This window comes from Tissierellales bacterium (assembly GCA_035301805.1).
In the GTDB taxonomy this organism is placed as follows: domain Bacteria; phylum Bacillota; class Clostridia; order Tissierellales; family DATGTQ01; genus DATGTQ01.
Map to the genome: position 1 here is coordinate 1 of DATGTQ010000026.1, position 5,561 is coordinate 5,561.

At 29.4% G+C, this 5,561-nt stretch carries 6 protein-coding genes and 1 other RNA gene; 5 read left to right on the forward strand and 2 right to left on the reverse strand.

What is annotated here, in order from left to right:
- The first annotated feature begins 4 nt into the window (after positions 1-4).
- The 3 genes from VK071_01125 to VK071_01135 all read left to right on the forward strand — a co-directional run bounded on the left by VK071_01125 (position 5) and on the right by VK071_01135 (position 1,544).
- A complete protein-coding gene (locus VK071_01125; protein HLR33919.1) occupies positions 5-175 on the forward strand; it encodes an SsrA-binding protein in 171 nt (56 codons plus the stop codon).
- A gap of 5 nt (positions 176-180) precedes the next feature.
- Positions 181-531, forward strand: a transfer-messenger RNA (tmRNA) gene (gene ssrA, locus VK071_01130).
- Positions 532-755: 224 nt separating this feature from the next.
- Complete coding sequence (locus VK071_01135; GenBank protein ID HLR33920.1) at positions 756-1,544, forward strand: Cof-type HAD-IIB family hydrolase; 789 nt, start codon at positions 756-758, stop codon at positions 1,542-1,544.
- Between the two features lie 79 nt (positions 1,545-1,623).
- Here VK071_01135 and VK071_01140 read toward each other — a convergent pair whose 3' ends face one another.
- On the reverse strand, positions 1,624-2,856 hold the full coding sequence (locus VK071_01140) for a metallopeptidase TldD-related protein (GenBank protein HLR33921.1): 1,233 nt from the start codon (positions 2,854-2,856) through the stop codon (positions 1,624-1,626).
- A gap of 11 nt (positions 2,857-2,867) precedes the next feature.
- The gene (locus VK071_01145) at positions 2,868-4,205 is read right to left on the reverse strand and encodes a TldD/PmbA family protein (protein HLR33922.1); all 1,338 of its coding nucleotides are present in this window, start codon (positions 4,203-4,205) and stop codon (positions 2,868-2,870) included.
- Between the two features lie 166 nt (positions 4,206-4,371).
- Here VK071_01145 and VK071_01150 point away from each other — a divergent pair, with 166 nt between their 5' ends.
- Positions 4,372-4,935: a TIGR01440 family protein gene (locus VK071_01150; protein ID HLR33923.1), complete on the forward strand. Its 564-nt coding sequence runs from the start codon at positions 4,372-4,374 to the stop codon at positions 4,933-4,935.
- A gap of 309 nt (positions 4,936-5,244) precedes the next feature.
- Positions 5,245-5,561, forward strand: a 317-nt coding sequence (locus VK071_01155; protein HLR33924.1) for an amidohydrolase, incomplete at its 3' end; no start/stop codon positions are given.

Consider the following 5,561-nt stretch of genomic DNA (forward strand, 5'->3'; position numbering starts at 1 on the left):
GCTCATAACACAGAAAGGTTATACGTTTATTCCTATTTCAGTATATATAAAGAATGGTCTAGTTAAAGTTGAAATGGCTATAGCAAAAGGTAAAAAACTTTATGATAAAAGAGAAACTATGGCTAAAAAAGATGCAGAGAGAAGAATGGAAAGACAGTTGAAAGAAAGGTATTAAATAATGGGGGCGAATAAGGTTTCGACGGGAGTATGATGCTAAGAATAGCGAGCCGTTGACGCCAAACAACGTAAAAATTGGCAACTAATTTAAACGCAAACGATAATAATTACGCATTAGCTGCCTAATTAGGACAGCACGTCTTACCTGAGAATCCCACGACTTGGGATAAGGCGCCAATTTAGTGGGGACCTGCTATAGGTTTTCTCCAGCCTATAGTAGACTTTCGGAGATAGTCGACTATAAAGTTTGCTACTGGACGTTATAGAAGGCGAATAAAAAAGCAGTAGCTGCGCTCGGAGAAATTCTTAGACGAGTATTTTCGGACGTGGGTTCGATTCCCACCGCCTCCACCATTATATATAAATAAAAGCCTTGATTAGTAATTACTAGTCAAGGCACTTTTATAATTCCATGAAGCAATATAGAATTACTCTTTTTGTTGTCTAATATACTATATTTATAATATTATAAAATACATGAATGTCATCCGATTATAATTTTATTTGTTAACATTATATTTTATAATAAATAATAAAATGACTTTTAATTAATAGTTAGCGACAAGGAGGAATTATTTTTGATAAAGTTAGTAGCTATAGATATTGATGGGACTTTGATAGGTGATGATTTTAAAATAGGACTAAAGACTGAGAGGAAAATAAGAAAATTAATAGATAAAGGTATATTGGTAACTTTAGTAACTGGTAGAACTTATACAGCTTCAAAACAATTTTCAGATATATTAGGTATAGATATTCCGTTAGTAGTTTATAATGGTGGTATTATAGCTAATTCTGAAACTAAAGATATTCTATATGAGAAGAAAATTCCTCTAGAAGAATCAAAAAATATAATAAAATTTGCTGAGGATAGAGGAATATATGTAAAAGCTTATATTGATGATATTCTTTATATAGAAAAAATGGATGAGAGAACTAGAAATTTTATAGAACATCATGAGGTTAAATGGGTAGAATTAGGACAATCATTAAGTGAAAAATTACCAGCTGGAGCTAATATGATAGTTACAATATCAGAAGAAACCGATATGAAAGAATTATATAATAAGATAAAGACAAAAAACTCAGTTAAGACTATGTCTACTCAAAATTCTATTGAATATATACCAAAGAATGTGTCTAAAGGAGAAGGGGTAAAATATTTAGCTAGAAAATATAACATTAATAGAGATGAAATATTAGCAATTGGAAATAGCTTAAATGATTTAGCAATGATTGAATATGCTGGTATAGGAGTAGCAATGAAAAATTCTGATCCAATGTTGTTAGATAGATGGAATAATATATCAGAATATAGTAACAATGAAGATGGAGTATATTATGTATTAGAGAAATATATAATATAATGTTTTTTATTATGTTACTAATCCATTCCTATCAAAATTAGAGATGGATTAGTAACATTTTAACCTATGTTATGAAAATTTATAATTTATTTACTTTCATATCCATAATTAAAAACTTGTCATTGGAAATAGGACTTAAAGTATCTTTACTGACTCCACGGAAAGAACTTCCAAACATATCAAAAACATTTGATGAGATGTTTATTTCAGGAAGTCTGCCAACAAATTTTTCGCCATCAAATAATAAGGATAATTGCACAGGGGTTGCAAAGCTTCCATCTGTTGTAAAGTCTCCGCCTTGAGCAACTATTATGAATATTCCCATTTCCCCACCAAGTAGTTCTTTTGCAGTTTTTTCTGATTCTTTAATACTTAACCTTGGAAAACCTAATTTTGGTATTCCGTCATATTCGCCAGATGCTGCTCCAGTCAAAGGTAAACTGTATTTATTAGAAGTTCTTTTATCTGTATAAGGAGAGTTAAGTACTCCTTTGTTTATAAGTGGATATTTATAATTTTTATTGACTACCCCTTCTTTATCAAAAAATGGAACGAAAGTTTCTTTAGGATTATTATTTTGATATAGTGTAAAATTATCATCAAAAATCTTTTGGCCTTTTTTATTACTGAATAAGGAGCTACCACTACCAAAATTATTTCCATCTAAATCTTTTATAAATTTTATGAAAGGTCCCATATCACTTGAAGGAAATACTATTGGTAATTTTTCTTTAGTTGGTAGTTTAACTTGATTTTTATATGCATTACAGGTATTATTAATATATTCTAATATCAGGTTACTATTATATTCTCTACCTATAAGTTGAATATAACCATCAAAAACATTTATAGACTTTTTTTCTTTAAATAATAATAATAAGGATAATATTTTGTCTTTATAATATAAACTAAGGTTATTGTCATTAATAATTTTAGTTTCATTTTCTATAAGATATATTTTATTAGAGAAAAAGAATTCTGGTTGCTCTTTTTTAAGTGTGCTTAGTAATTCTTCAAATTCTTCTACTAATTTATCTTCATTAATTATTTCAGTAGATAAGTCTTCTTCCATAGATTTATTACCTTCAACCTCATAATTATATGAGATCTTGTTATTTAGAGATTCTAAAGCTCTATTTTTTAATGTCTTCTCATTATAATCTCCTATGGCTCCTGCATATCCTATATATCCATTTTTATATATTCTAAGACTTGTTTTTTCTATATTTGTTCTTTTAATAGAGTCAATTTTCGTTTGATTAACATTAATAGATGTTTCTTTAGTTTTATTTATATATTTTTCCTTTAACATTTTAATACCCCCTACTGAACATTAAGATTATTAACTCTTACATAAGGACCGCCGAAACCAACAGATAGTGGGTTCTGTTCCATTTTCCCACAGCCACCTAGGATAAAATTAGAAAGTTTTACTTCATTAGAAAGGCCATCAATCTCTTCTAATGTTTCCATTACATTACCAGTGACTACAGATATATTTACTGGTTCTGTAATTTTTCCGTCTTTAATATAATAAGCAATAGATGGAGCTATTGTAAAAGTAGACATTCCAGAACCGTGTTTAATAGTTTCGATATATATTCCATTTTCAACTTCAGAAAATAATTCTTCTTTTGTTTTGTTCCCAGATTCTATATAAGTAGTAGTCATTCGGACTATAGGTTCATATTCGAAGCTAACTGCTCTAGCATTTCCAGTTAAATTTTCCCTTAAGGAATTGGCTGTTATGGCACTATGCAATCTACCCTTTAATAGCCCATTTCTAATTAGATATGTTTTTTTGGCTTTTGTGCCTTCATCATCAAAGGGTACGTAGCCCCTACCTGGAATATTACCATCATCTACAATAGAGAGAATATTACTTCCTACTTTTTTTCCTATAGCCCATTCTTTTTCCATAGTAGTATCACCAATCATAAAATCGGCCTCACTTTTATGGCCAAAACTTTCATGGGCAAAAACTCCTGCTGCTTCAGGAGATAATATAACTGTATATTTTTCAGGTTTAACAGGTTTAGAGTTTAGTAGAAAGTTTTCGCATTTCTTAATAAAATCTTTGAACTCCTCTAATTTTGTATCTAAATTTTCAAAGACAACATTAGAATTTTGAAAGGAATCAGAAAACTTTTTATCTTCATGGGAAAAGTTCATGCTTACAGAAAAACCAGTAAATTGTGAATCATGAATAACTTTTGATCCTTTACTAGAAAAGAACTTTTTCTTAACATAATTATCTACATAGATAGTTTTCCAATGCTTGATGTACTTATTTTCTTTTAGTATAGGGAAGAACTTTTTTAGTAGATTATGTTTTTCGTTCATTTTAATTTTTGTAATATTATTGTTTTGGAATTTAATTAATTCTTCTGTGTTTTTTTGAAGTTTATTAATTATTGGGTTGTTATTTATTTTTTGATTAGGTTTTGCGTAAGAAGCTAAGGAGTTAATTTCATCTTGAATATTATCTACATTTGTTGTGGAACCATAATACCATCTATCCCCATCAAAAACTCTGATAAAAGCAGCTTCATAACTTCTTATTTTCGATTCCTCAATCTCTCCTAGAGTATAGGTGATTTGTGTCTCATATACGTTTTCAATCCGTACATCTGTATATAGACTTTTCGGAAATTTAAACATATTTCTGCCCCCCATTTTGTTTTTATGATTTAATATATCATTATTATACCATAATAAGTAGTAGAAAAAGGAATTTATACAGGGGATTTAATTAACTAACTGCTAATTTTGGTCTTAAAGTTGTGTTATAATATATATATATCAATATATAAGGAAGGGTATAGTTATGGACGAATATAAAATAAATTTAAAACAAATAAAATTAGATACAAAAAGTGCATTTTCAGAATTATTAGAAGTAGCCAAGTTAAAATCTTATGAAGCTGTGGTTGTAGGCGGAAGTACAAGTGAAATAGTTGGAAAAAACATAGGTTCATCCACTAATATAGAAGTAGGAAAGGCTATTCTAAATGGACTAATTCCAACTGCAAAACAAAATAATGTATTCATAGTAGTTCAAAGTTGCGAACATATTAATAGAGCCTTGGTTGTAGAGGAAGAATATGCAATAAGAAATAACTTAGAAATAGTAAATGTAATTCCTGTTGAAAATGCTGGTGGGGGATTTGCTACAGCTGCTATGGAGTTATTCCATAAGCCTGTTGTGGTGGAAAAGGTTGGAGTTCAAGGAGGTATGGATATAGGAGATGTATTTATAGGAATGCATTTAAGGGGGGTTGGTGTAGTAGTACGAAGTAAAATTAAAAAAATAGGAAAAGCAAATTTAAGTATGATAAGAACAAGACCTAGACAAATAGGTGGTGAAAGGTCTAAACATTATAAATTATAAATATAATAAAAAAAGTCGGGGATACCCCGACTTTTGAAGTCTAACTAAAAGTTATAGCAGTCACAGAATAAAACAACTAATAACAAAAAGAAGAATAGAAGAGAAGTATCTGGACCACAATCTCTACGTCCTCTACTCATTTAAATACACCTCCTAATAGAATGATATATCTAAACTCCTATTACATAATATGGACGGCTATGGGATTTTGTTACGAAGAAAGGCATAAATACTTTTTTAAATATATTGGTTTATGCTATAATATTAAAGAAGAATAAGGAAATAAAAAACATTCAGGAGGGAAGTTTTATGATAGATGATGACTATTTGTTTAGTGAAGTTTCAGAATTAGAAGAATGGATAATAAAAGTTCGTAGAGATTTTCATAGATATCCTGAGTTAGGATTTCAAGAATACAGGACAAGGGATAAAATAATAGAATACTTAGAGGAAATGGATATTAAATATAAAATTGTAGTAGAGACAGGAGTTGTAGCTCTTATTGAGGGAAAACAGAAAGGAAAGACTGTAGCATTAAGGGCTGATATAGATGCTTTACCCATGGATGATAGAAAAGATGTTCATTACAAATCTAAGATAGAGGGAAAAATGCATTCTTGTGGCCA

Bases quoted from the DNA above. Each gene is read 5' to 3' on its own strand.
- VK071_01150 (HLR33923.1), top strand. From the start codon at position 4,372: ATGGACGAATATAAAATAAATTTAAAACAAATAAAATTAGATACAAAA.
- VK071_01145 (HLR33922.1), bottom strand. From the start codon at position 4,205: ATGTTTAAATTTCCGAAAAGTCTATATACAGATGTACGGATTGAAAAC.
- VK071_01140 (HLR33921.1), bottom strand. From the start codon at position 2,856: ATGTTAAAGGAAAAATATATAAATAAAACTAAAGAAACATCTATTAAT.